The organism is Gammaproteobacteria bacterium, from assembly GCA_024235095.1.
In the GTDB taxonomy this organism is placed as follows: Bacteria; Pseudomonadota; Gammaproteobacteria; order Competibacterales; family Competibacteraceae; genus UBA2383.
Genome location: JACKNC010000002.1, coordinates 717,452 through 738,548, shown reverse-complemented (window position 1 = coordinate 738,548; position 21,097 = coordinate 717,452). Strand labels below are relative to the sequence as shown.

The window sequence follows — 21,097 nt, the reverse complement described above, 5'->3', positions numbered from 1 at the left end:
GGCGGCGCATGGCGCGAATTAAACTAGAACTGCCAGCCCATTATTTATTTACCACCGAACTACGGGTACGGATCACTGACGTTAATTATGGCGGACACTTGGGCAATGACGCCATGCTGGGTCTGCTGCACGAGGCGCGCGTTTGTTTCCTGGAACATTACGGTCTCAGCGAAGGGAGCATTGGCGGCTTTGGACTGATCATGACCGATAGCGCTCTGGTGTATAAATCCGAGGCGTTCCCTGGTGAAACTCTGGTTGTCGCCATCGCGCTCGCCGATTTCAACAAGTACGGCTGCGATTTTCTTTACCGCGTCACGGAAAAAGTCAGTGGTCGGGAAGTGGCGCAAGCTAAAACCGGCATAGTGTTCTTCGACTACGCCCGGCGCGCTATCCAGAAGATTCCGCAACCGTTCCTTGACCTGTTCCCGCCCGATGTCGCTGTCTAAGCCCTTACTGTCCAAGCTGCCGCTGTCGCCCGCTGCTCGGGCGCTCTTGCCGGTGCGTTTGATACTGGCGATCGGCGCCAGTGTGGGCGTGGCGTTCCTGCTGGTGCTGGTGCTGTATATCACCGACCTGGGCCTGTCAGTCTGGGAGCGCTTGCAGCGTGCGCCGACGACGTTCTGGGTCGTTTATCTGTTCATTTTGTGCGTCTTGAGCGGCGGTGGCGCTTACGCGGTCTGGCGCGTATTGCGCTGGGGCCGTCCCAGTGAAAAACCCCGTAAGCCGGCCCCGCCGCCGGACGAGGCGACGCTGCGCGAACGGATGGAGCGCAGCGAAGCCGCCGGGGTGCCGGTTTACGATATCCGTCACGAATTGGAAGAGTTGCAGCGCCGACGGGCGGTGGGCGAAATCATCGTCGCCATATTCGGCGAAATCAGCGCCGGCAAATCCTCGCTGATTCGCGCCCTGCTGCCGGGAACCGATATTGCGGTCGATGTCTGCGGCGGCACGACTCGCGAAGTGAGCTACTACACCTGGACCAGTTCGGCGGGCGACCGTCTGGTGCTGGCCGATTTGCCAGGTCTGAATGAGGCGGACGGCAGTCTGGACCGGATGGCTCGCGACGAAGCCCTGCGCGCCCATGTGATTCTCTATGTGTGCGAGGGCGATCTGACCCGTAATCAGTATGAAGCGTTGCGGACGTTGGTCGATCTGGGCAGTCCGCTGATCGTTGCCTTGAACAAAATCGATCGGTTCACCGAATCAGAATTGACCCTGGTGCGTGGACGCCTGGCTGAGCGGATTGGCGAACAAGTCGAAGTGGCGCCGGTGCAATGCGGCGGCGTCGAGGAAGTGACCCGCATCTACCATGACGGTCGCGAGGAAACTTCCCTGCGCGAGCGCAAGCCGGAAGTCGAGGATCTGCGATGCGCTTTGCAGCGTTATCTGGATACCGATCCGCAGGTGCTGGATGCGCTGCGCGACACGGCGGTGTTCGTGCTGGCCCAGCAGAAACTCGATTCCGCCGTGGCCGAGCACCGGCGCGGCAAAGCCGAGACGATTATCCAGAGCTATTCGCGTAAGGCGGTGTTTGGGGCGCTGGCGGCGGTGAGTCCGGGAACCGATGTGCTGATTCAAGGCTACCTGGGGTTTAATCTGATCAAGGAGTTGTGCGCTCTGTATGAAGTGCCGGCGCGCGAGATGGATACGCAACGGTTCCTGAATCTGGCCGGCAATCAGATCAGGCGCAATTTCAACCTGCTGCTCGCGCTGGTCGGCAATGTATTTAAGGCCTTTCCGGGTATTGGCACAGTGGTAGGCGGCATGATGCACGCCGTGGTGTATGGACTGGTCTTCGAGAGTCTGGGCAAGGCGGTGGCCCGCTCTCTGGAAAGTCGAGGCGATTTGGTCAGCGGGCCGACGTTGCGGATGTTCGAGGATAACCTGAGTGAAGATTTGGAAGCGCGTGCAAAACGTTTGGCCCAACTGGTTTGGGCGCGAAAACGGGAAGAAGAAGCCAATGCCGGAACCACGACCGGTTGACGGCGACGACCATCTGGCATTGGCGCGCGAGAGCCTGCGTGATCTACTGGACGATCAACGAGTGCCGCCGCCAGTGCGCAAGGCGCTGGCCGATGAGTACCAGCAACTCCAGGTATTACTGGAGAAAATCGAGCAGGGGCATATCCATATCGCGGTGTTTGGTCGGGTGAGTGTGGGCAAGTCCGCTTTATTGAATGCGCTGCTCGGCGAGACCCGGTTTTCGACCAGTCCCCTGCATGGCGAGACGACCCGCGCCGCTCATGCCCGCTGGCAGGAATACGACGCAGGCGGAGTATTTTTGATTGACACACCGGGCATTAATGAGGTGGCCGGGGAGGAGCGCGAGCAACTCGCCCATGACGTAGCCAGTCGCAGCGATCTGGTCATGTTCGTGGTGGACGGCGATATCACAGACACCGAAATCAAGGCCCTGCGGCAGGTGAAAGGCGTGGCGCAGCGGCTGGTGCTGGTGCTGAACAAAATGGATCGCTATAACCAAACCGACCGCGACGCCTTGTTGAAGACGCTGCGCCAGCGCACCACCGGTTTGATCCAGCCCCAGGACATCGTGACCGCTTCCGCCCAACCGGCGGAACGCATCGTGATTCTGGTCGACGCCGAGGGCAATGAGACCGAGACCCGACGGCGGCCACAACCGGATGTGAACGGATTGCGCGAACGCATCTGGGACATTCTGAAGGCGGAAGGCAAGACCATGGCGGCGCTCAATGCCGGACTGTTCGCCGGGCGTTTCTCGGATCGGTTGACCAAGGAAATTGTCATCATCCGCCGAGAGGTCGCCGAGAAGGTGGTGCGCAACTATTGTTTGGGCAAAGGCATCGCGGTGGCATTGAATCCGATTCCGATCGCGGACATGCTGGCGGCGGTAGCGACCGACGCAGCGATGGTGGTGCATCTTGGCCGGGTCTATGGTCTGCCGATTAATCGAGGCGAAGCTGGCGCCCTGCTGAAAACCATCTTTACCCAACTGATGTTTCTAATGGGCACGGTGTGGAGCATGAACCTGGTGGCATCGGCCCTCAAAGGCGTCAGTCTGGGTCTGTCCACCGTGGTGACTGCGGGCGCGCAGGGCGCAGTCGCCTGGTATGGGACTTATGTGGTCGGCAAAGCGGCTGAACAATACTTCATCCAGGGCAAGTCCTGGGGCGAGAGCGGACCCAAACGGGTCGTGCAGGATATTCTTGACAGTCTGGATCGGGAATCGTTGCTGGCTCAGGCGCGGGATGACATCCTGGCGCGCTTGAAGCCGCTGTTGTGAGTTTCTCGTTTCTCATTGGCTTTCTGCTCGTGGTGGGCATCGCCCTGCTGTTCTGGCGGGACAGCCTGGGCGCGCGCGAACAGGCGCAAGCCGCCAGTTCCCGGGCTTGTCGCCAGAGCAATGTGCAACTGCTGGACGATACTGTGGCTCTGGAACGGTTGTGGCTGCGGCGTGATCATGATGGCCGGTTGAAGTGGGAGCGACTGTACGTGTTCGAATTCACCGATACCGGGCATCGCCGCCAGACCGGTTGTGTGTTGCTGGTCGGCTGGCGCGTGGAAGTGTTGCAGATGGAAGGCGGCGATCTGCTGGCGCCGTGATGGCACGGATTCCGGTGCTTCGTCTTTAGCCTTTCCCCTTCGCCATTTCCGCCATAATCAATTGCGTCCACGCCCCGGACCCCGGCAGATTCTGCCCGCCATCAGCAACCACCAGCGTACCGGTAATGTAAGAAGCTAGTGGCGAAGCGAGGAAGACGCTCAGCTGGCCAATATCGTCAGGCGTACCGAAGCGGCCTAGTGGAATCATCTTTTTCAATCGATCGGCGCTGCCTTCGGGAACCAGCCGGCGCACGCCTTCGGTGCCCTCGATCGGGCCGGGCGCGATGCTGTTGCATCGAATGCCGAACCGGCCCCATTCCAGTGCCAGATTGCGCATCATCTGATCGATGCCGGCCTTGGCTGCGCCGACATGGGCCTGGAACGCATAAGGCATGAAGGCCTGTCCCGCCGAGATGAACAGGATATTGCCGCGCGTCTCCTTGAGTTGCTCGAATGCGGCCCGGCAGGCGTGAAATGTACCCAGTAGATCGATATCAATGACTGATTTGAAGCCATTAGGACTGATCTGTTCAGCCGGGCAGGGAAAATTGCCCGCCGCGCCGCAGACCAGGGTTTGCATCGGTCCCAGTGTTTCACGGCAGCGCTGCATAGCGGTTTCCAATGCCGCTGCGTCGCGCACATCGGCGGAATGAGTGGAAACTTGCGCCCCAAGCGCGCGTAGTTCCGCCGCCGCCGCGTCCAGTTTCGCTTGCGAGCGACCGACAATGCCAAGGTTCGCCCCCACTGCGGCAAAGTTGCGAGCGATGCCCAGATTAATACCGCTGCTGCCGCCGGTGATGAAAACGGTCTGGCCCTGGAATAAATCCCTGGCAAAGTAGGAGGTGATGGTCATGGCGTTTCCTTCAGGTTCGTGGTAATAAGCCCTTTCGATGGTACGTAAAACCGGGTCGATGAACCTAGCATGGTTTGGCTAACGTGAGGTCATCATGGCGGATAGCGATTTATTGATTATTGGCGCCGGGATCAGCGGTCTGAGCATGGCGCATTATGCTGCCGCCGCTGGGTGGAGCGTGCGGGTTCTGGAACAGGAACATCGGGTTGGGGGATGCCTGCATTCGCATCGCTTTACCGGCGCGCTGGACGGTTTCTGGCTGGAGCTGGGCGCGCATAGCGCATTCAATTCCTACGGCAATCTGCTGGCGATCCTGGAATCGCTCCATGCGCTCGAGCGCTTGCGGCCCCGCGCCAAAGTCGGTTTTCGCCTGTTTGCCGATGGCGCTGTGCGCCGCATTCCTACACAACTGGTTTTCTCCGAGTTGCTGCTGGCGCCATTCCGGTTGCTGGGTTTAATCAAGACCGGACGCGGCATTGCTGAATATTACGGTCATATCGTCGGTCCGCGCAATTATGCGACGGTGTTCGAACCGGCTTTCAGTGCGGTGGTCTGTCAACCCGCCGATGAGTTTCCCGCCGATGCCCTGTTCAACCCTCGTCCCCGGCGCAAGGATGTCCCACGCGGTTTTACCTTGCCGGGTGGTTTACAAACCCTGGCCGATATTCTGGCGGGATCATCCGGCTTTCGCGTCGAGTTAGGCCGTACCGTAAACGACCTGCAAAACCAGGGCGAGCAGTTTGTCATTCGAACTGATGGTGGCGATTACACTGCCCGCGCCCTATGCCTGGCAACCCCCGTCGCGGTAACGACCCGGTTGCTCCGGCCTGGATTTCCGAAGTTGACCGAACAGATCATGGAAGTGGAGACCGCAACGGTGGAAACGGTCGGCGTGGCGATTCCCAAATCCCGATTGAACTTGCCTCGGGTAGCGGGGTTGATTGGCCGCAATCAACCTTTTCTTTCCGTCGTTTCCCGCGATACCGTCCCGGATCCGTCGTATCGGGGATTCACTTTTCATTTCCGGCCAAGGCGGTTGGATGAGGCGGGGAAACGGGATTGTATCGCCCAGGTGCTCGGTTTGCCGAATGATCAACTGGTGTTGACGAATGTGGTGAGTAAGACTAATCAGCTGCCTGCCCTGCGTGTAGGTCATGTGGAACGAACACAGGCCGTTGACGGATTGCTGGCCGGCAGCCGGTTGGCGTTGACTGGCAACTACTTTACCGGGATCGCCATTGAGGATTGCGTTGTCCGTTCGCGCCAGGAGTTCGCGCGTTTGCAACGGGAATTGGAAACGGTATAACCCCCTCCGCGTGGGAGGGGGACTGAGGTGAGGGCTTTTTTCAACCGCCGTTTTTTCGGCCATCGACATGCCCGGCAAGCGATTTAAAAGACTGGCGACAGGGTTGTCGTTTCGCCAGCCGAGGCGGACAGATTGTCGCCGGCAGACCAGTGATCGGGGTTGTCATTGATCAGGAACTTGAACGAAATGACCCCTTCAGTCATTTCATTTGTCGTCCATACCCAGACATCATTTTCGACGTTTTTCATCGGGGCGCCAGCATCCCAGGCGAGGTCAGCGCCTTCGCCGCGAATGTAGAGGTTGTTGCCAAAGCCGACATCGTATTTGGCGACGATGACGGTGACAACGGAATCGGCGCGCTTGCCGGACGCTGGAACCTTGGTTTCGACAGCGGAAGTTTTGGCGGTTTTCGCTTTGGTGGAAGCAGTTACCGGTTTCTCCGCGGCCTTGGCGGGAGTAGCAGGCGTTGCTGCCGGTTTCTCCGCGGCCTTGGCGGGAGTAGCAGGCGTTGGCGCCGGTTTCTCCGCGGCCTTGGCGGGGGCAGGTTTGGCTGAAGCAGTGGATTTAGGCGCGGGCTTGGCGGCGCTTTCCGCAGTTGCCGGTTTGGGGGCTTCTACAGGCTTGGCGGGCGTTGTCTTCAAGGGTTCGGCCTTGTTGGCAGTTTTCGTAGTTCCCGCTTTGACCGGTGTTCCGGTCGGCTCTTTTTTCTTTGGCATAGTTCACTCCTCTGAATCGCTTGATGAATTTTAATGCGCGACGGGGTATTTTGCCGACGCTGCAACCGAGTTGAGTCTAGCCCACACCGTCACTGAGTTGAAGTACTACTTTCTCTGGAAGCGCAAATAGAGTTATTATGATTAAATAACTCATTCAAAAGGAAGAACGCCAGCAACGTACAAGCCGTTGATTTGGCGGAGAGGGCGGGATTCGAACCCGCGTGGGGCGGCTAAGCCCCCATCCGATTTCGAGTCGGCGCCGTTATGACCGCTTCGGTACCTCTCCGGGAGGAGTTGCATAGAGCAAATGCGGAAGATGCTTGTATTCTACCTCATTGGGACGCTTTGCCAATCCCCATTAATCACTATGATTTGTAAGAGACGGCTCGGGTCGTTTATTCCTGAAGGAGTCTGCTTTTGAGCGATAGCCCGCAAAATGACCCTCAAGCGAGTTCTTGCAATCAATTAGGTTAGTTTTTGTACGGCTTATTAGTTATGAAACCGGAACCCGATACCGTTGATTTCCCTCTTTCCGAAGCGGCTTCTGTCCCTGATGCAGGGACGGAATCGCTGTCCCTTGGTTCCCGTTTTCTGAATTGGCTTGCCCACTTCATGCTCTACTTGGGCGCTGTATCAGTCGTTTGCGCGACCGGATTTTATTTTCTGCTGCAAATCCCGGCGCTGCGGGACCCCATTCAATGGTTCGAAAACCAGGATAGTCCTGCCTATCAGCCTCTCGGGTCGATCATGGAGCCACCCGCCAAGTCGCTCCCAGCGCAGACTGAGCCTCTTCAGCCTCTGGCCAACCCGGCGGACGCTCCGCCATCTGAAAATCTTGCTGCCGCATCCTCGTCAGCGACGGCGTCTCCTGAAACCGAAAGCGATCCGAATGCGCCCCCGCAGGTCATCGAACAACCCGTCAATTCGCCAGACGACCAGCGCGAGGTTGCTGATACAACGCCGGAAGAGAAACCGTCCGGGGAACCGGCCCCGGTAACGGCGGAAGCCCAAATCGCGCAATTACTCGCCGACGCTCAACAACAAATGGCCAGCCGTCGGTTCACTGCTCCGGCCAGCAGCAATGCCTTGTCAACCTATCAGCGCGTTCTGGAACTGGAGCCAGGCAATCCCACTGCGCTCCAGGGCATTGATAATATTGCTGCTTACTACCGCGATGTCGCTCAACAAAGCCTGCGCCAAGGTCGTCCGGACGAAAGCCTCGCTTACATCAGTCGTGGGTTACGCGCGATGCCACAAAACGCGAATCTGTTGAATCTGCGTCAGCAAGCACGCCTGGCTCAGCAGCAACGGGAACAGGCGCAGTTGGAAGAGATGCGCCGTCAACAAATGGAACAAGATCTGGCTGAACAACGCTATCAGGAGCAACTCCGTCAGCAACGCGCCCAGGAATCGCAAACGCCGTGGTGGCGGCAGCCGCCGGGTTCGAATAGCAATACTGGGGGGTTTAATCAGCGTTAAATGACTTAATTGACGGCTTGCGCTAACGATGTTATCAACGTTCCAGCTCAAGTTGTGGCATACGCCGCACTGAATAAGTGCGTTAACAAAACAGAACGCACTATTATCAGGCGATTTCCTAAAATAAAGCATCATGCTATGCGCGTAATGAACGAATCTAAGCGGAGAAGACATTTATGGCTTGGATGTTGCTTTTTCCCATGGATGATTAGTCGGTTTTTATAATGTAGGAATTTAAGGACTAACTCGATGACCATCCACTGGCAACAGTATGCTGCTCCCGGTTGTTACGACGAGCTGATTAACAACGGTTCCGGGCCACGCCCAGCCGCTCAAGCCCTGTGCGAATATCTGGCTTCCTTGAGTGATGAGGAGTTGCACGAGCGCAAGACCGCTGCCGAGTTGGCCATCTTAGTGCTGGGCATCACTTTCACCGTGTATACCGAAGGCGGCAGCATTGACCGGGCCTGGCCCTTTGATGTTGTGCCGCGCATCATTCCCAAGTGTGAATGGGATCGCACCGAGGCCGGACTCAAACAGCGCGTACAGGCTCTCAATTTGTTTATCGATGATCTCTATCACGATCAGAAAATCATCAAGGATGGAGTATTTCCTGCGGAAGTGCTTGCGCAGTCAGTCAATTTCCGTCCGCAATGCATGGGCGTCAGTCCACGCCACGGCGTCTGGGCGCATATTTGCGGCTCGGACCTGGTGCGTGACAAGGATGGAACGATTTACGTGTTGGAAGATAATCTGCGGGTGCCTTCCGGCGTGTCCTATATGCTGGAGAATCGGGTGGTCACCAAACGGGTTTTCCCGGAGTTGTTTGAGCACCAACGCATTCTCCCGGTTGACGATTATGCGCCGCGTCTCTACGACATGCTGGCCTCGATGTCGCCGCGTCCTGGCGACAATCCGAATGTTGTGGTGCTCACTCCGGGCATCTACAACTCAGCCTACTTCGAGCATTCGTACCTCGCTCAACAAATGGGCGTGGAACTGGTGGAAGGCAGCGACCTGGAAGTTGGCGATGATGATTGCGTCTATATGCGCACTATCGAAGGATTGGAGCGGGTCGATGTCATCTACCGGCGAATTGATGATCTGTTCCTGGACCCCGAGGCGTTCCGACCCGACTCGGCATTAGGCGTCAAGGGTCTGCTGCGAGCCTGGCGCGCTGGCAAGGTCGCGTTGGCGAATGCGCCCGGCGCAGGCGTTGCCGACGATAAAGTGGTTTATGCCTTTGTCCCAGAGATCATCAAATACTATCTTGATCAGGAGCCGTTGATCGCCAATGTGCCTTCCTACCTGTGCATGAAAGAAAAGGACCGGCAGTACGTGCTGGATCATCTCGATCAACTGGTCGTAAAACCCGCTAACGAATCAGGGGGTTACGGGATGATGGTGGGGCCGCACGCCTCGACCAGCGAACACAAGCGTTTTGCTGAATTGATCAAGAAAGATCCCCGCAATTACATGGCCCAACCCACGTTGTCGATCTCGACCTCGCCAACGTTGTGTGATGACCAGATGGAACCGCGTCATGTCGACCTGCGGCCATTCATTCTTTCTGGCCCTAACACCTATGTCACTACGGGCGGTCTGACCCGGGTCGCGTTGCGCAAGGGTTCGCTGGTGGTCAACTCCTCGCAAGGCGGGGGAAGCAAGGATACCTGGATCGTCGACACCGAGGGCTTCTAATCATGCTGTCACGCGTTGCTCAGAACATCTATTGGATGGCCCGTTATCTGGAACGAGCCGAAGACACCGCGCGCATCATCAATGTCAATACCAATCTGTTGCTGGATTTACCGCGCAATACGACCTTTGGCTGGTTGCCCATGATTTTTATTGTAGGCGCCGAGCATCTGTTCTTTGAAAAGGACCCGCACCGGCTCGCCGACGAGAACACGGTGGTCAAGTTCCTCATCAGCGATCGCGATCACCCCGGTTCGATCATCTCCAGCCTGGCCTCCGCCCGCGAAAACCTGCGCACGACCCGCGATACGGTGCCCCAGGAGGCCTGGGAGCAGATCAATAGTTTGTATATTTACGCCCGCGACCATGTCCCGACCCGGCGCGGCCGTTTTGAATTCCTGCGCCGGGTGATTCACGGCGTTCAACAAATCAATGGTATGCTGGCCGGCACGATGAGCCAGACCGCTGCCTATGATTTCGTTTGGTTGGGTCGCCATCTGGAGCGGGCGGATATGACGACCCGTATTCTGGATGTGCGTTCGGCTAATCTGCTGCCGCGCCCCGGTCAAGCGGCGTCGCAGACCCAAACGCAAGAGGCGACAGAGGGCAGCCTGTCACAAAGTCAGGGCGCGGTCATACCCGAACGCGAGGAACAGGACCCCTTTGAGAGCATTCAATGGATGAGCGTGTTGAAATCGCTCAGCGCCTACCAGATATATCGCCAGCAGGTGCGGTTACGGGTTGGCGGTCCTGATGTGCTGAAATTCCTGCTGCAAAATGAGTTCTTCCCGCGCGCGGTCGCCTGCTGTCTGAAGCAATTGGAAGTCTGTCTGTTGGAGCTTCCTGGCAACACTGTGCCACTCGCTGGCATCGCCGCGCTCAAGCAACGGCTTAACTCTGCCGCGGTGCCAGAACTGGCTCACGAAGGTCTGCACGAATTCATCGACGAGTTGCAAGTCGGCTTTGGGGCGCTGCACGGTCAGATTGCTGCGACTTACTTCACGCATTAGCGTCGGGGCAATCGCGCTATGTCGATCTAAGAAATTGATTTGACTGAAGATCAACTTGTCAAAGCACAACACTCATGCTTTGCAAGAGATTGATAAGAGTCAGGAAAAACACATAGCGCGATTGCTCTAGGTTCGCACTGTTGACAGTGCGTAAAGTTGGTCCGCCCACCCGGCGATTGTTTCGCCCATCGCCAGTTTTTCCAGCCAGCGGACCGGAATTCCCACCCCGCCATAAAATGCGCCGGCGACTTGCCCACAAATCGCGGCGGTGGTGTCGGCGTCATCGCCCAGGTTAGCGGCCCGCAAAATCGCGTCCTCGAAGCTCTCGGTCGTGGCAAACGTCCACAAGGCGGCTTCCAGGCTCTCCACCACGTAGCCCGAGCCGCGAATGGCGTTTTCCGATTTGTCGCGGTATTTACCATGAGCAATGGCGGCGATTTGCTGACGACCGTCGAAGGTGTCTGCATCGCCAAGCAGCACGGCCTCTTTGGACTGACCACCGAGCGCCCGCACCAGGATACGGGCGAACAGTCGGCAGGCGTCCAGGCATTCAGCAGCGCCATGTGTAGTGCGCGAACTTTCGGCAGCGTAGCGTTCAGCAGCATCGATATCGGCGGCAAAAAACATCGGAATCGGCGCGAGGCGCATCAGGCAGCCATTGCCAGCGCTGTAAGGATCATCGGAGCCAGCTAATGGATTGCCCTCCTGCTTATAGCGGCGCAAGGCGGTGACCGTGGCATTGCCGATATCGAAGCACGCGCCGGTGCTGCTCAGGTAACCCTCACGCCACCAGCGCACATAGCGCTGCATCTGGTCATCAGGGTCAAATCTGCACTGCTCAATCAGGCTGATGGCCAGGCACAACGCCATCGAAGTATCGTCTGTCCATTGACCCGGTTGCAGGCCGAAGGGGCCGCCGCCAACCATGTCAGTTATCGGCGTGAAGCTGCCGCGTGGCTTGAACTCCAACGTGGCGCCGACTGCATCACCGACCGCCAAACCGAGCAGGCATCCTCGAAAGCGGTTTGGGGTATCGATCATTTTTTTCTCCTTACCCGTAGCGGTTGATCATGGCGCTGCCAGGCACCGTCAGAATGAATACTAAAAGACACAAAAAAACCCGCACTTGGCGGGCTTTCGGGACTACACTAGATATCTTTGAATGTTCGATTGGTGGAGCGGAAGGGGATCGAACCCTCGACCTTCGCATTGCGAACGCGACGCTCTCCCAGCTGAGCTACCGCCCCATGATTAACTTAAGATCTTCATCATACAATTCTTCCTCCCAGTTGGCTAGACCTTGCGCTGGAAAAAAAAACGATGCCTGCCATTTCCATCATCCTGCCCACGCTGAATGAAGAAGCGCAGATTGTGGCCGGTTTGCAAGCGCTGCAACCACTACGTGGTCAGAATTGTGAATTGATTGTCGCCGATGGCGGTAGCCGGGATCGAACCGCAGCGCTGGCTAAACCCTTGGTGGATCAAGTCATCATGAGCGCCAGAGGCAGAGCGGCGCAGATGAACGCCGGCGCCAGCAAAGCCCAAGGGGACATCCTCTGGTTTCTGCACGCGGACAGTCTTCCTCCGCCAGATGCCTTAGATCTGATTCACGCCAGTCTGAGCGATCCGCATCGCTGTTGGGGCCGTTTTGATGTACGTCTGTCCGGGCGCCACCCGGCGCTGAGGGTCGTGGAAACCCTGATGAATATCCGCTCCCGTCTGACTGGCATCGCCACCGGCGACCAAGGCATCTTTGTCCGGCGCACGTTGTTTGAACAGATCGGCGGCTATCCGTCCATCGCGCTGATGGAAGACATCGCGCTAAGCCGGTTGTTGAAACGGCACGGACGTCCTGTCTGCCTGCGCCAGCCCCTACAAACCTCCAGCCGGCGCTGGGAACGGGACGGTATTGCCCGCACCATTCTACTAATGTGGCAGTTGCGGCTGGCCTACTTCTTCGGCGCTGATCCCGACCGGCTGGCCCGGAGCTACTACCGATCATGAGCGATTACTACCTCTTCCCTAATGCCCGTCTGCTGATTTTCGCCAAGGCGCCGGTTCCTGGACAAGTCAAAACCCGGTTAACGGGACAGCTCGGTACGCCTGGCGCGGCGCATTTGTATAAAAAGTTGCTGCATCGAACCCTGGCCATCGCGATGTCCGCTCGCCTGTGCCCCGTGGAATTGTGGTGCGCGCCGGGGGTAGGGCATGGCTTTTTTGCTGCATGCCGACGGAAATACGGAGTCCGCCTGCGCCGGCAGGGCGCGGGCGATCTGGGGCGACGGATGAACCATGCGCTGAACCAGGTTCTTTCTCAAGGCCATTATGGCGTGTTAATCGGCGGTGATTGCATTTCGCTGAACGCGCCGGAATTGCGGGATGCCTTGCAGCGCTTGGTGGCTGGAACGGCGGATGTTGTGCTGGGACCGGCGCTGGATGGGGGGTATGTGCTAGTCGGATGGCGGCGGCCCTGTTCGGGAATGTTCCGGGGCATTGCCTGGGGTGGCTCGACGGTCATGGCGGCGACCCGTCGGCGGTTGCGCCGAACGGGTGTGGTTTGGAACGAACTCTCGATAGGCTGGGATGTGGATACGCCCGCCGATCTCAAACGCCTGCGCCGTGTTCAGGCTGAGGAAACCGCCACATCGGCATCGCCGAAATATTCCGTCGTATAGCGTTCAACCCGGATTTCAGGTGCCCAGAAATGGGCGGGCAATCCGGCCTTCTGCTTGAGATGCGCCAGAAAGACCGGCGGTTCGGTCAATTGCTCCCAAACCGACGGCAGAAAGGTTCCTCGGTGATGACCAAAATGAAGAATCAGTCCATCCACGCCGGGACGCAGTTGCGCCAGCAGTTCCTGTTCAGAGCCGAATTGCAAAGGTTCCGGCGGCGACAGCACCGAGATGTGCACTTCCAGCTTGGGAAATTCTTCCTCGCACAACTCGGGAAAACGCGGATCTTCAAATGCAGCGGCGTAAGCATGGACGGCGACATCCTGGACCAGCGGTTGATAAGCGGCCAGCGCGCCAATGCAACCGCGCAACTGACCGCCGATTTCCAGAGTCACGAAGGTTGCCCGCGATACGCGCAAGGCTTCCGGGTAATCATTGGGATTGATCGACAAGGCTCGGCGATAGCGCAAACCCTCCTGAATGGAAGCGCGGGCGACATGCAGCAGCGCCGCCCGATCTTCAAGCGATAACGAGTCAGTGGAACGCATAAGCGCCGTACCCGACTACTTGGTCACGCGATCCCGCAGTATCTCCGGAGTTGCGCAGGTCCAAGGTTTCGCCATGCAGGCCCTTGCGTCGCGCCACCCACAATAAGCCATTCACCGGGTTGCGCCCACAGGCTTGCTCGTAGCCGATATCCTCGAAGCGCAGTGTTTCAATAGCCTTGGAGGTCGCGCTATCGAGTTGTCGGGCGGTCTGATAATCGTGATAGTGGCTCAGGTCGGAGCTGATGACAATCAGCGTTTCCGGGCCGCCCCACAAGGCTTCCAGCACCGCCCCGACTTGCTCGGGACGCGCGTCGCCGACCACCAGCGGCGCGAGTTTGAAATCACCCAACACCTCTTGCAGGAAGGGGAGATGCACTTCCAGACTGTGTTCCTGGGCGTGAGCTTGTTCCAGAAAGCCAACATCTGGCAATTTCCGCGCCTGCTCAACAGCGTCCTGGTCGATGGGGATCGGGCCCAGGGGTGTGGCGAACGCCTGCATAGAACTGACGGCAATCCCACGGAAACCGACGCGGTGGCTGGGTCCTAGCAGCACGACGCGCGTGATAATGCCGCGCGCCGCCTTGAGTTGGGCGTATGCGGAAGCGGCGATGGGGCCGGAATAAATATAGCCGGCGTGCGGTGCAATGATCGCCTTGGGGGGTGATTCGATGGCTGGTGGAGCTTGGTTGAGAAATTTTTGCACTTGCGTGTGCAGTTCAGTACTACTTGCCGGATAAAATAATCCCGCTACTGCGGGTGCGCGTGTGGTTTGCATGACGATGCCCTCCCGGATCAATTTGCCAATACGGTAGTCAGAACATAGTATGCGGATACGATAACTTTTGATTAAGTATAGAGTGTCATTTGACCGGAAAGATCAAAAAAACCTTATCAATAGCCGGTTTTTCGCCGGTTGGAAAACGACGAGAGCCTTTTCGCACAAAGGCCGGGATAACCACCATGAAGATGAATATTCCTACTACTCCTTCCGTGACGGATTTCTTTCCCACCCGGTACTGGCATGTCCTGGACGATGGCAGGGTGCAGTGTGATGTCTGCCCGCGCTATTGCAAGCTGCACGAGGGACAACAGGGTCTGTGTTTCGTGCGTGGGCGCCATGACGGCCAAATCATGCTAACCAGCTACGGTCGCTCCAGTGGTTTTTGCATCGACCCGATTGAGAAGAAACCACTAAACCACTTTCTACCCGGTACGCCGGTCCTGTCGTTTGGCACCGCCGGTTGCAACCTGGCCTGCAAATTTTGCCAGAACTGGGATATGAGCAAGTCGCGTGAGATGGATACTCTAGCGGATGAAGCCGCACCGTCGAAGTTGGCTCGCGTTGCGCATGAACTGGGTTGCCGCAGCATGGCCTACACGTACAATGATCCGGTGATTTTCATGGAATACGCTATCGATACCGCGATCGCCTGCCGGGAATACGGCGTCAAGTCAGTAGCGGTAACCGCGGGTTATATTTGCGAGGAACCACGCCGGGAGTTTTTCAAATACATGGACGCCGCGAATGTAGATTTGAAAGCCTTTACCGAGGAGTTTTATTGGAAAATTTGTGGCGGTCACCTACAACCGGTGCTTGATACCCTGATTTATCTGAAACAGGAAACGCAGGTGTGGTTCGAGATCACCACGCTGCTGATTCCTGGCGAAAATGACTCGGATGCGGAGCTGGAAGCGTTGACGCAGTGGGTGATGGAAAACCTGGGGCCGGACGTGCCGATTCATTTCACGGCCTTTCATCCGGACTGGAAAATGATGAACCACTCGCCGACGCCGCCATCGACCTTGAGCCGGGCGCGTCGGATCGCCATGAAGAACGGCATCCGCTATGCCTATACGGGCAATATCCATGATGAAAAGGGCGACAGCACCTATTGTCATCAGTGTGGTCAAAAATTGATCGGGCGCGACTGGTACACGCTGGGCGTATGGAATCTGACAGCGGACGGTTGTTGCAATGCCTGTGGCGCGCCGTGCGTGGGAGTGTTTGAAGCGGAGCCGGGTGTCTGGGGCGCGCGCCGCCGTCCGGTGCGTCTTCGGCAGTATGCCGATTGATCCGTGGAGAAAGACTCGTATAATGTAAATATTCGCTGGCGTAGCTCAGTCGGTAGAGCAGCTGATTTGTAATCAGCCGGTCGTTGGTTCGATTCCGACCGCCAGCTTCAATTTTTCACCGGTGCTGGAGGTTCGTTCAATCCCGTTCAGTTCGTACCGGTCGGCCAAGACCGCCGGGGTGAAGCCGAGCGGTTGTCGTCACGAATGTTGAGTTCTGCGTCCAGAATACTCGCTTGTTGGGCGTCAAAGCCATCGGTTTCACTGCAGTTCTTTGCAGAAGTTGTCGATCGTTCATTGTTCGATCGCTCCTGAAAATCTCATCGATTAAATCCGCACCGCCAACACATCGCAGGGTGCGCCGTGCAGCACGGCATTGGCGGTCGAACCGAGCAGCAGGGCCAGCCCATGTCGACCGTGGCTGCCGACGACAATCAAATCCATCTGGTGATCCTGGACCGCACCGAGAATACCCTCCTTGGTGGAAATGGCGTTGACCACCCACAGGCCAACATCGCCCATGCCTAGACGTTGCGCCAGTCCGCCCAATTCAGCCCGCGCCTCCTGCAACAGAGCCTCATCCGGCAGATCGGGCAAGACCGGCAGCAGTTCATAACCGCCGCCCAGACTGATATTCACATCCTCCACGACATGAATTAGGCTCAGGCGCGCGCCATACTTCCCAGCGATGTCCCTGGCCCGTTCTGCGACCTTCAGCGCCTCGTCGGAAAAATCGACGGCGCATAAAACGTGTTGGTACGTCATAGTGTTCACTCCTCGGCAATCCTATGGTAATACCGTTTCCAGCAGCGTCCGTAAAAACTCATAAGTTTCCTGGCGCGATGGATCGTCCTTCGGCAGGCGTTGTTGCGATTCACGCAAGGCGCCTACACCCAGTTTGACCTGCGTCAGCCCCAAATTATGCAAGGTTCGCGCATCGTCGCGCCGACGTAGGGCTTCCCGGTAAGCGCGTTCCGCTGATGCCAGCCGACCCTGTTCGGCGTACAGATTACCCAACTCAAACCAGGGCTGGTCATCAGCGGGCTTCAGGCGCATCCATTGTAAATAATAGCCCTCAGCCACATCCCAGCGACCGGTTTCATAGGCTTGCCGCGCCCGTTCCTCGATAAAGCCTGAATCGTTGGAGAGAACCGGCGCAGATGGCCGCGTGCCACCCGTTCCCAAAGCAAGTGCAGGTTCAGCTTCTCCGCTCGCTTGTTCCAGGTGTGCGCAACCGTTGATCAGCATTATGCAGGTCAGCGCCCACGTGATGCGGGATAACCGTTCAGTCCCCCCCTTTGGCAAAGGGGGGTTAGGGGGGATTTGAGTCCCATCGCTCGTGTACAATCCCTCCCGGCCCCCCTTTTTCAAAGGGGGGAGATGAATGCCGACAATTTGGGAGACGCGGGGCATGGAAGCGTTATGAGATCAGCCCATCGCTAACAGCAGTCCATTCAAGCGTTTGACGAAGCTCGCCGGGTCTTCCAGTTGTCCACCCTCGGCCAGCACCGCCTGTTCAAACAGCAGATGCGTCCAGTCGCTGAAGCGGGTCGCATCGGCTTCGTCTTTAAGCCGGGTGATTAGCGAATGACCGGGATTCAGTTCCAAATAGGGCTTGCTCATCGGTACGTTCTGCCCGGCATCACGCAACAGGCGCTCCAGATGCGGACTGAGGCCGTGTTCATCCACGACGAGACAGGCGGGTGAATCCGTCAACCGCGAGGAAATGCGTACTTCATTGATCTTGTCACCCAAGACTTCCTTGACCCGCGTCAATAAATCCTTGTACTGATCCTCGGCCTGCTTCTGTTCCTGCTTCTCTTCTTCTGAGGCGATCTTGTCCAGATCCAGCGCGCCCTTGGCTACCGACTGGAAGTGCTTGCCATCGAATTCAGTCAGGTGGGACATCAGCCATTCATCCACCCGGTCCGTCAACAACAGGACTTCCAGCCCCTTCTTGCGGAAAATTTCCAGATGCGGGCTGTTTTTGGCGGCGGCGAAGCTGTCGGCGCTGATATAGTAAATTTTGTCCTGCCCTTCTTTCATCCGGGCGACGTAATCAGCTAGGGCAACAGTCTGGTCGGTGCTATCGTTATGGGTTGAAGCGAAGCGCAACAACTTGGCGATTTGCTCACGATTGCTGTAATCCTCCGCTGGCCCCTCCTTGAGCACCCGTCCGAATTCCTTCCAGAATTTACCGTATTTCTCGGCGTCATTGGCCGCCATGTCCTCCAGCAGGCTCAGCGCCTTCTTGACTGAACCGCCCCGGATGCTGTCCACCACTTTGCTGCTTTGCAGGATTTCGCGGGAGATATTGAGCGGCAGGTCATTAGAGTCGATCACTCCGCGCACGAAGCGCAGATAGCGCGGCATCAGATGCTCGGCGTCGTCCATGATGAACACCCGCTGCACATACAGCTTGACCCCGTGGCGCTGCTCGCGATCCCAGAGATCGAACGGCGCGCGATTCGGGATGAACAACAGCGAAGTGTATTCCAGCTTGCCCTCGACCCGATTGTGCGTCCAAGCCATCGGCTCTTCAAAGTCATGGCCAACGTGTTTGTAGAATTCCTTGTATTCCTCGTCCTTGATCTCGTTCTTTGGCCGCGCCCACAGCGCCGCCGCCTGGTTAATGCGCTCGTCCTCGAATTTGGGCGGCGCATCCTTGTCTTCGCTGTACTTCTGCACCGGCATGATCACCGGCAAGGTGATATGATCGGAATACTTGGTAATGATTGAGCGCAGTTGCCATTCATTCAGCAAGTCGCTGTCATCTTCATGCAGATGCAATGTGACCTCAGTGCCGCGCGTGGGTTTCTCAATATTCTCAAGCGTATATTCGCCTTCGCCGGTGGATTCCCACAGCACGCCGTGCTCTGGTCCCATGCCCGCGCGGCGAGTGCGCACGGTCACCTGGTCGGCGACGACAAAGCTGGAATAGAAACCCACGCCGAACTGGCCGATGAGATTGGCGTCCTTGGCTTGATCGCCAGTCAGTTTCTGCATGAACTGGCGGGTGCCGGAACGGGCGATGGTGCCAATATTGTCGATCACTTCCTGCCGATCCATGCCGATGCCGTTGTCCGTCACGGTAATCGTGCGCGCATCTTTGTCGAACGTGACGCGAATTTTCAGTTCAGGATCATTTTCGTACAGTGCGCCATCGGTTAGCGCTTCAAAACGTAGCTTGTCGCAGGCGTCAGAGGCGTTGGAAATCAGTTCACGAAGAAAAACTTCCTTGTGGGAATACAGGGAATGCGCGACCAAGCGCAACAATTGCTGCACCTCGGCTTGAAAACCAAGCGTTTCCTTATGGGCTTCGACGGTCATGGGGGACGGTCTCCTGAGTCGTAATGTTTATAGGCCAGGAGCAGATATGCGGACGAATCGCGGGATTTCAAGGAATGCTGTTGATCAACATCACCTTGTCGCGGGTCGAATGCTAACCGCGATGGGTTTGCCGCCACCATAACCGATACCCCAGCAACCCGGCGAGAATTCCAGCGTACAATAACGGTTCGCTGATATCTGCCTTGACCAGCCACAGGTAATGCAGCACGCCGAGTATCCCGATCACATAAACCAGCCGGTGCAGTCGCTGCCAGTTGCGGCCCAGCCGCTTAATCATCCTATTCGTGGAAGTGACCGCCAGGGGAATCAACAGCAGGAAAGCGGCAAAACCGACTGTGATATAGGGCCGTTTGGCAATATCGGCAACGATGGCTGAAATATCGAAAAAATGATCGAAAATCAGATAAACGCTGAAGTGCAGGCAAACATAAAAGAAGGCAAACAATCCCAGCATTCGGCGGAAGCGCTGCAATCCATTCCAGCCGCCTAGGCGACGCAACGGCGTCACCGCCAAGGTCAGCAGCAGGAAACGCAGGCTCCAGTCACCCGTGAAATGCGTCAATGTTTCCACCGGGTTTGCGCCCCATTGACCGCTCCAGCCGAGCCAGAACAGCCAGGTAAGCGGCAACAGGCTGGCGCTAAAGACCATTGGCTTACCGAGGCGTTGCAGCAGACGGGTTCGTTGTGGGGTCATGAAAACGCAACTCGCAAGGGTTGAACAGGTCACAAACAGGAAGTCTATCACCCGGAGCCGCACCATGCTGATTCAGAAACCTGTTAACATTTCTCCGTCAGAGATCACGCCCCCCGAACTGTACGCGCGCCGTCGCGAGTTCATGAAAACTGCTGCGGTATGGGGCGCCGTGGCGTTGTTGCCGCCCGCCTTGCGCAGCCGCCTTGCGCAGGCCGCGGACAATGATCTCCAACTGACTCCCTATAAGGATGTGACCTCCTACAATAACTTTTACGAGTTCGGCACGGGCAAAACCGATCCAGCGGAAAACGCGGGCAGCCTGAAAACCGAACCCTGGACAGTGACGGTAGAAGGGCATTGCGAGAAACCGGGGCAATATACGCTGGAAGACTTTCTGGCACCGCATCAACCGGAAGAGCGCATCTACCGCCTGCGTTGCGTCGAAGCCTGGTCGATGGTCATCCCGTGGCTGGGTATCCCCCTCGCAGAAATCCTGCCGCGCTTTCAGCCCACCTCCAGCGCTCAATATGTCGAATTCACCACTTTGTTCGATCCCGAACAGATGCCGGGCCAACGCACTCGTATCCTGGACTGGCCCTATATTGAGGGGCTGCGAATGGATGAGGCGATGCATCCATTAACGTTGCTGGCGACGGGTCTCTATGGTAAGGAACTGCCCAATCAAAACGGCGCGCCGCTACGACTGGTTGCGCCCTGGAAATACGGCTTCAAGAGCATCAAATCGATAGTGAAAATTCGCTTCACCGAGCAGCAGCCAGCCACTACATGGAACCGTGAGATTCCCAGCGAGTACGGGTTTTACGCCAACGTGAATCCCAACGTGGATCACCCACGCTGGAGTCAGAAGAAAGAGCGGCGCATTGGCGACTTCTTCCGCCGCGATACGCTGATGTTCAATGGCTATGCCGAGCAAGTAGCTGGCCTGTATGCGGGGATGGATCTGCGCAAGGATTTCTGAAGACTATACTCTTTCCCTGGATATGCTTGTTTCGGGGAACCGCAAGCGGATGCCCACTGGGTTCTTTTTTTTATTAAAGTTTCTGAAATTGATAACAAATATAAATCTTGTCAGAGGGTATCATGCCAACATTGCGCAG

The 21,097-nt window shown here is 57.2% G+C and carries 21 protein-coding genes and 3 tRNA genes; 13 read left to right on the top strand and 11 right to left on the bottom strand.

Annotated features, from left to right (window positions below):
• The first annotated feature begins 8 nt into the window (after nucleotides 1–8).
• From H6973_16490 to H6973_16475, 4 genes are read left to right on the top strand one after another with little or no spacing between them, the layout of a single operon-like run.
• On the top strand, nucleotides 9–446 hold the full coding sequence (locus tag H6973_16490; protein ID MCP5127180.1) for a thioesterase family protein: 438 nt from the start codon (nucleotides 9–11) through the stop codon (nucleotides 444–446).
• Complete coding sequence (locus tag H6973_16485; protein MCP5127179.1) at nucleotides 433–1,983, top strand: 50S ribosome-binding GTPase; 1,551 nt, start codon at nucleotides 433–435, stop codon at nucleotides 1,981–1,983. The genes H6973_16490 and H6973_16485 overlap by 14 nt, the downstream gene beginning before the upstream one ends.
• Nucleotides 1,961–3,262: a DUF697 domain-containing protein gene (locus H6973_16480; GenBank protein MCP5127178.1), complete on the top strand. Its 1,302-nt coding sequence runs from the start codon at nucleotides 1,961–1,963 to the stop codon at nucleotides 3,260–3,262. Before H6973_16485 ends, H6973_16480 begins: the two co-directional genes overlap by 23 nt.
• Nucleotides 3,259–3,582 carry a DUF3301 domain-containing protein gene (locus H6973_16475; protein ID MCP5127177.1) on the top strand — a complete coding sequence of 108 codons (324 nt, stop codon included), beginning with the start codon at nucleotides 3,259–3,261 and terminating at the stop codon, nucleotides 3,580–3,582. Before H6973_16480 ends, H6973_16475 begins: the two co-directional genes overlap by 4 nt.
• A gap of 25 nt (nucleotides 3,583–3,607) precedes the next feature.
• On the opposite strand, the gene H6973_16470 is transcribed toward H6973_16475, so the two are convergent.
• A complete protein-coding gene (locus H6973_16470; protein ID MCP5127176.1) occupies nucleotides 3,608–4,435 on the bottom strand; it encodes an SDR family oxidoreductase in 828 nt (275 codons plus the stop codon).
• 94 nt (nucleotides 4,436–4,529) lie between these two features.
• Between H6973_16470 and H6973_16465 the strand changes: the two genes are divergently transcribed.
• On the top strand, nucleotides 4,530–5,741 hold the full coding sequence (locus H6973_16465) for an FAD-dependent oxidoreductase (protein ID MCP5127175.1): 1,212 nt from the start codon (nucleotides 4,530–4,532) through the stop codon (nucleotides 5,739–5,741).
• An 83-nt stretch (nucleotides 5,742–5,824) separates the two neighbouring features.
• Here the strand turns inward: H6973_16465 and H6973_16460 are convergent, their stop codons facing one another.
• Complete coding sequence (locus tag H6973_16460; GenBank protein ID MCP5127174.1) at nucleotides 5,825–6,457, bottom strand: hypothetical protein; 633 nt, start codon at nucleotides 6,455–6,457, stop codon at nucleotides 5,825–5,827.
• Nucleotides 6,458–6,650: 193 nt separating this feature from the next.
• A tRNA-Ser gene (locus tag H6973_16455) sits at nucleotides 6,651–6,743 on the bottom strand.
• A 209-nt stretch (nucleotides 6,744–6,952) separates the two neighbouring features.
• On the opposite strand from H6973_16455, the gene H6973_16450 reads away from it, so the two are divergent.
• The 3 genes from H6973_16450 to H6973_16440 all read left to right on the top strand — a co-directional run bounded on the left by H6973_16450 (nucleotide 6,953) and on the right by H6973_16440 (nucleotide 10,644).
• Nucleotides 6,953–7,936 carry a hypothetical protein gene (locus H6973_16450; protein ID MCP5127173.1) on the top strand — a complete coding sequence of 328 codons (984 nt, stop codon included), beginning with the start codon at nucleotides 6,953–6,955 and terminating at the stop codon, nucleotides 7,934–7,936.
• Between the two features lie 249 nt (nucleotides 7,937–8,185).
• Nucleotides 8,186–9,637: a circularly permuted type 2 ATP-grasp protein gene (locus H6973_16445; GenBank protein ID MCP5127172.1), complete on the top strand. Its 1,452-nt coding sequence runs from the start codon at nucleotides 8,186–8,188 to the stop codon at nucleotides 9,635–9,637.
• Nucleotides 9,638–9,639: 2 nt separating this feature from the next.
• Nucleotides 9,640–10,644 carry an alpha-E domain-containing protein gene (locus H6973_16440; protein MCP5127171.1) on the top strand — a complete coding sequence of 335 codons (1,005 nt, stop codon included), beginning with the start codon at nucleotides 9,640–9,642 and terminating at the stop codon, nucleotides 10,642–10,644.
• Between the two features lie 126 nt (nucleotides 10,645–10,770).
• On the opposite strand, the gene H6973_16435 is transcribed toward H6973_16440, so the two are convergent.
• Both H6973_16435 and H6973_16430 read right to left on the bottom strand, forming a co-directional pair.
• Complete coding sequence (locus tag H6973_16435; GenBank protein MCP5127170.1) at nucleotides 10,771–11,682, bottom strand: ADP-ribosylglycohydrolase family protein; 912 nt, start codon at nucleotides 11,680–11,682, stop codon at nucleotides 10,771–10,773.
• A gap of 133 nt (nucleotides 11,683–11,815) precedes the next feature.
• Nucleotides 11,816–11,891: transfer RNA gene (locus H6973_16430), tRNA-Ala, on the bottom strand.
• 73 nt (nucleotides 11,892–11,964) lie between these two features.
• Here H6973_16430 and H6973_16425 point away from each other — a divergent pair.
• Together H6973_16425 and H6973_16420 are read left to right on the top strand one after the other, a co-directional pair.
• On the top strand, nucleotides 11,965–12,648 hold the full coding sequence (locus H6973_16425) for a TIGR04283 family arsenosugar biosynthesis glycosyltransferase (protein MCP5127169.1): 684 nt from the start codon (nucleotides 11,965–11,967) through the stop codon (nucleotides 12,646–12,648).
• Entirely contained in the window at nucleotides 12,645–13,319 is a 675-nt protein-coding gene (locus H6973_16420; protein ID MCP5127168.1) for a TIGR04282 family arsenosugar biosynthesis glycosyltransferase, read from the top strand. Before H6973_16425 ends, H6973_16420 begins: the two co-directional genes overlap by 4 nt.
• On the opposite strand, the gene amrA is transcribed toward H6973_16420, so the two are convergent.
• Both amrA and amrB read right to left on the bottom strand, forming a co-directional pair.
• Nucleotides 13,268–13,864 (bottom strand): AmmeMemoRadiSam system protein A, encoded by a 597-nt coding sequence (gene amrA, locus H6973_16415; protein MCP5127167.1) that lies wholly within the window; start codon nucleotides 13,862–13,864, stop codon nucleotides 13,268–13,270. The genes H6973_16420 and amrA overlap by 52 nt on opposite strands.
• Complete coding sequence (gene amrB / locus H6973_16410) at nucleotides 13,851–14,639, bottom strand: AmmeMemoRadiSam system protein B (protein MCP5127166.1); 789 nt, start codon at nucleotides 14,637–14,639, stop codon at nucleotides 13,851–13,853. Before amrB ends, amrA begins: the two co-directional genes overlap by 14 nt.
• 191 nt (nucleotides 14,640–14,830) lie before the next feature.
• Between amrB and amrS the strand changes: the two genes are divergently transcribed.
• Together amrS and H6973_16400 are read left to right on the top strand one after the other, a co-directional pair.
• Nucleotides 14,831–15,937 (top strand): AmmeMemoRadiSam system radical SAM enzyme, encoded by a 1,107-nt coding sequence (gene amrS, locus H6973_16405; GenBank protein ID MCP5127165.1) that lies wholly within the window; start codon nucleotides 14,831–14,833, stop codon nucleotides 15,935–15,937.
• A 34-nt stretch (nucleotides 15,938–15,971) separates the two neighbouring features.
• Nucleotides 15,972–16,044, top strand: a tRNA-Thr gene (locus H6973_16400).
• Between the two features lie 217 nt (nucleotides 16,045–16,261).
• Here H6973_16400 and H6973_16395 read toward each other — a convergent pair.
• The 4 genes from H6973_16395 to msrQ all read right to left on the bottom strand — a co-directional run bounded on the left by H6973_16395 (nucleotide 16,262) and on the right by msrQ (nucleotide 19,979).
• Entirely contained in the window at nucleotides 16,262–16,699 is a 438-nt protein-coding gene (locus tag H6973_16395) for a universal stress protein (GenBank protein ID MCP5127164.1), read from the bottom strand.
• A gap of 21 nt (nucleotides 16,700–16,720) precedes the next feature.
• Complete coding sequence (locus H6973_16390) at nucleotides 16,721–17,347, bottom strand: tetratricopeptide repeat protein (protein ID MCP5127163.1); 627 nt, start codon at nucleotides 17,345–17,347, stop codon at nucleotides 16,721–16,723.
• 15 nt (nucleotides 17,348–17,362) lie between these two features.
• Nucleotides 17,363–19,264 carry a molecular chaperone HtpG gene (htpG, locus tag H6973_16385; protein ID MCP5127162.1) on the bottom strand — a complete coding sequence of 634 codons (1,902 nt, stop codon included), beginning with the start codon at nucleotides 19,262–19,264 and terminating at the stop codon, nucleotides 17,363–17,365.
• Nucleotides 19,265–19,376: 112 nt separating this feature from the next.
• Nucleotides 19,377–19,979 carry a protein-methionine-sulfoxide reductase heme-binding subunit MsrQ gene (gene msrQ / locus H6973_16380; GenBank protein MCP5127161.1) on the bottom strand — a complete coding sequence of 201 codons (603 nt, stop codon included), beginning with the start codon at nucleotides 19,977–19,979 and terminating at the stop codon, nucleotides 19,377–19,379.
• Between the two features lie 64 nt (nucleotides 19,980–20,043).
• Between msrQ and msrP the strand changes: the two genes are divergently transcribed.
• Nucleotides 20,044–20,958: a protein-methionine-sulfoxide reductase catalytic subunit MsrP gene (msrP, locus tag H6973_16375; protein MCP5127160.1), complete on the top strand. Its 915-nt coding sequence runs from the start codon at nucleotides 20,044–20,046 to the stop codon at nucleotides 20,956–20,958.
• Nucleotides 20,959–21,097 lie beyond the last annotated feature (139 nt).

Bases quoted from the DNA above. Each gene is read 5' to 3' on its own strand.
- H6973_16490 (MCP5127180.1), top strand. From the start codon at position 9: ATGGCGCGAATTAAACTAGAACTGCCAGCCCATTATTTATTTACCACC.
- H6973_16485 (MCP5127179.1), top strand. From the start codon at position 433: ATGTCGCTGTCTAAGCCCTTACTGTCCAAGCTGCCGCTGTCGCCCGCT.
- H6973_16480 (MCP5127178.1), top strand. From the start codon at position 1,961: ATGCCGGAACCACGACCGGTTGACGGCGACGACCATCTGGCATTGGCG.
- H6973_16470 (MCP5127176.1), bottom strand. From the start codon at position 4,435: ATGACCATCACCTCCTACTTTGCCAGGGATTTATTCCAGGGCCAGACC.
- H6973_16465 (MCP5127175.1), top strand. From the start codon at position 4,530: ATGGCGGATAGCGATTTATTGATTATTGGCGCCGGGATCAGCGGTCTG.
- H6973_16460 (MCP5127174.1), bottom strand. From the start codon at position 6,457: ATGCCAAAGAAAAAAGAGCCGACCGGAACACCGGTCAAAGCGGGAACT.
- H6973_16450 (MCP5127173.1), top strand. From the start codon at position 6,953: ATGAAACCGGAACCCGATACCGTTGATTTCCCTCTTTCCGAAGCGGCT.
- H6973_16445 (MCP5127172.1), top strand. From the start codon at position 8,186: ATGACCATCCACTGGCAACAGTATGCTGCTCCCGGTTGTTACGACGAG.
- H6973_16440 (MCP5127171.1), top strand. From the start codon at position 9,640: ATGCTGTCACGCGTTGCTCAGAACATCTATTGGATGGCCCGTTATCTG.
- H6973_16425 (MCP5127169.1), top strand. From the start codon at position 11,965: ATGCCTGCCATTTCCATCATCCTGCCCACGCTGAATGAAGAAGCGCAG.
- H6973_16420 (MCP5127168.1), top strand. From the start codon at position 12,645: ATGAGCGATTACTACCTCTTCCCTAATGCCCGTCTGCTGATTTTCGCC.
- amrA (MCP5127167.1), bottom strand. From the start codon at position 13,864: ATGCGTTCCACTGACTCGTTATCGCTTGAAGATCGGGCGGCGCTGCTG.
- amrB (MCP5127166.1), bottom strand. From the start codon at position 14,639: ATGCAAACCACACGCGCACCCGCAGTAGCGGGATTATTTTATCCGGCA.
- amrS (MCP5127165.1), top strand. From the start codon at position 14,831: ATGAATATTCCTACTACTCCTTCCGTGACGGATTTCTTTCCCACCCGG.
- H6973_16395 (MCP5127164.1), bottom strand. From the start codon at position 16,699: ATGACGTACCAACACGTTTTATGCGCCGTCGATTTTTCCGACGAGGCG.
- H6973_16390 (MCP5127163.1), bottom strand. From the start codon at position 17,347: ATGCCCCGCGTCTCCCAAATTGTCGGCATTCATCTCCCCCCTTTGAAA.
- htpG (MCP5127162.1), bottom strand. From the start codon at position 19,264: ATGACCGTCGAAGCCCATAAGGAAACGCTTGGTTTTCAAGCCGAGGTG.
- msrQ (MCP5127161.1), bottom strand. From the start codon at position 19,979: ATGACCCCACAACGAACCCGTCTGCTGCAACGCCTCGGTAAGCCAATG.
- msrP (MCP5127160.1), top strand. From the start codon at position 20,044: ATGCTGATTCAGAAACCTGTTAACATTTCTCCGTCAGAGATCACGCCC.